Consider the following 2,424-nt stretch of genomic DNA (forward strand, 5'->3'; position numbering starts at 1 on the left):
CACGTCGCGTCACACCCGATTCTGAACCCAGCAGATTCCCTCCCGCAATTTTGGATGGCCTGTCCTCCAGCCTCTAGGCGTGAGGGTCCCGGAACGGTGCAGTCAGGAGAACCCGAAGGTCAGTGGGTCGGGGTGGACTCCTCACCGCTCGATTGGGGACGGGCGTTGATGACCAGCGCCGTGATGATCGCCGCGACCACCAGGATCAGGGCGTCGGCCATCAGTCCAATGCTGTACCTCTGGACCAGCGCGTCACTCGCCCTGGCCACCACGGCCACTGTGGACAGCAGGGCCAGGCCCAACGCCACACCAAGCTGCTGTGCGGCGTTCAGCAGCGCTGAGGCAATGCCGGACTCCTGTTCCCTGACGCCACGAACGGCCGTGAGCGTTAGAGGCATGAAGCCCAGCCCGAATCTGAACGCCGTCAAGAAAATTCCAGGGAGAAGGTTGAGGGCGTAGTTGGCGCTCACACCCGTCGTCGACAGCCAGAACATGCCTCCTGCCGCGATCAGCATGCCAGCCGCCCCAATCGCCCGGGGTGCAAAGCGGCTCACGAGCTTCGAGGCCACTCCTGAGGAGACCGCGATCCCCACAGCGAACGGCAACCAGGCCAGACCCGTCTGGATGCGGCTGTACGCCAGGATGTGCTGCATGAACAGCGTCACGAGGAAGAAGGCACCCATCGGCCCCACGGCGAGCAGCAGCATGCCCCAACGGTTGCGGTCACGGAAGAGGGTCAGAGGCAGCGGGGGCTATGCACTCCGCGCCTGAATCAGAAGGAAGAGGGAATCAGTATGGCTGCGGCCCCAAAGGCCCCCAGCGTGAGGGAATCGGTCCAGCCATACTCTCCCCACGTGTGATCGCATACACGAGCGTCCCTGTTCCCACGGTGCTGGTGAGCGCGCCCGGAAGATCCAGCCGCCCGGTGTGACGCGCGGCGTCCCCCAGCGTCCGCGTGCCGGCCAGTACCAGCAGGCCAAGAGGAATGTTGATGAAGACCACCCAGGAGCAGGCCCGCGACGATCCCGAGTCCAGACATGGAACGCGGCACAGGGACACCGGACTGCTCGCCATGCACAATGGTGTCACAAGAGAAAATGAGCTGCGCTGGTGCGCGTCCACGGCGCATTAAGGCATGACTCCGCAGATGGTTCTGCCGCACAATCTGACGTTCCTCAATGCCAGTCACGGTGCTGTCCAGTGATCGGCTGATGTGTGCTGGACTCCGCAGCCTCGACACCAACAGCGCTGCGAGGCTGCGGGCCGCCTGACCTTGAGGTACTGTCCTGGGCGTAGACGTCGGGTGGGCATGGTGGTCTGGGTACCGCTCCTGGGCCTGCGGTTGGTGGGCGGTCTCGCCGGCTGGACCGCATTTGGCCCCCTGGGGTGCTGACCTTGCTTCCCGCCCTGGCGCTCCAGTCGGCCCTGCTGCTCGGAGGCAGGTGAATCCGGCGGTGGGCCTCCAGACGGGAGAGGACAGGAAGCTGCGGCCTCAAGGTTGCACAGCAACATGGGACGGGGCATTCCCAGGCCGCGCACTTTACGGGAACTTAACACCATGTCAGTAGCCTTGCTGGCAGAGGTAGATGACATGAAAAAGAGACTCACAGCGGCGTTCACCATCACCACCCTGGGCACGCTTGCCTTCGCACAGACGGGCATGACTCACGGCGGCATGGATCACAGCCAGATGGGCATGGGCGGCGGCATGCAGATGACCGACATGATGGGCATGATGGGCGGCCTGGACAAGCTGAGCGGCAAGGGGTTCGACCGGGCCTTCCTGTCGATGATGGTTCCCCACCATCAGGCGGCGGTGGAGATGAGCCGCGAGATCCTGAAGACCACCAGGAACGCGCAGGTCAAGACCTGGGCGACCAGCATCATCAAGGACCAGAACACCGAGATTGCCCAGATGAACACCCTGCTCAAGAGCTACGGCGGCGTGGACAGCAAGATGGCCGCCAGCATGAAAGGCATGATGACAGGCATGGTGGGGGATATTCGGAAGGCCGGGCCTGGCGACAAGGACAGGGCGTTCGTCAAGGGCATGGTGCCCCACCATGGCAGCGCCCTGATGATGGCCAACATGGCCCTGATGCAGTCTCAGAACAAGGACATCCTGAAACTGTCGCGTGACATCGGCAGGGGACAGGCGCAGGAAATCTACGATTTCCAGCTGTGGCTGCTGAAGTAAGCTGACCCGAGCCTGGACGGACATCCCCAGGGGTGTTCGTCTTTTTCTCCACGAGGTCTGTCCCTTGCCGAATATTCTGATCGTGGACGACGACCCGGCCATCCTCGAGATCCTGCACGCCTACCTGAGCGGCGAGGGGTACGAGGTCTGGCAGGCGTCTGACGGCCATCACGCCCGTGAGCTGATGTCACGCGCCGATCTGGCCATTCTGGACTGGATGTTGCCCG

The 2,424-nt window shown here is 63.3% G+C and carries 3 protein-coding genes; 2 read left to right on the plus strand and 1 reads right to left on the minus strand.

Annotation, left to right across the window (positions count from 1 at the left end):
• Positions 1–119: 119 nt before the first annotated feature.
• Complete coding sequence (locus IEY31_RS18455; protein WP_308424345.1) at positions 120–746, minus strand: MFS transporter; 627 nt, start codon at positions 744–746, stop codon at positions 120–122.
• Positions 747–1,591: 845 nt separating this feature from the next.
• On the opposite strand from IEY31_RS18455, the gene IEY31_RS18460 reads away from it, so the two are divergent.
• Positions 1,592–2,197, plus strand: a complete 606-nt coding sequence (locus tag IEY31_RS18460) for a DUF305 domain-containing protein (RefSeq protein ID WP_188974418.1) — start codon at positions 1,592–1,594, stop codon at positions 2,195–2,197.
• Between the two features lie 82 nt (positions 2,198–2,279).
• Positions 2,280–2,424: response regulator (locus tag IEY31_RS18465; RefSeq protein WP_373289195.1), on the plus strand; the 145-nt coding region annotated here is incomplete at its 3' end.

It is taken from the genome of Deinococcus aerolatus (assembly GCF_014647055.1).
Lineage (GTDB): Bacteria > Deinococcota > Deinococci > Deinococcales > Deinococcaceae > Deinococcus > Deinococcus aerolatus.

Coding starts and splice junctions, on each gene's coding strand:
- IEY31_RS18460 (WP_188974418.1), top strand. CDS start 1,592: ATGAAAAAGAGACTCACAGCGGCGTTCACCATCACCACCCTGGGCACG.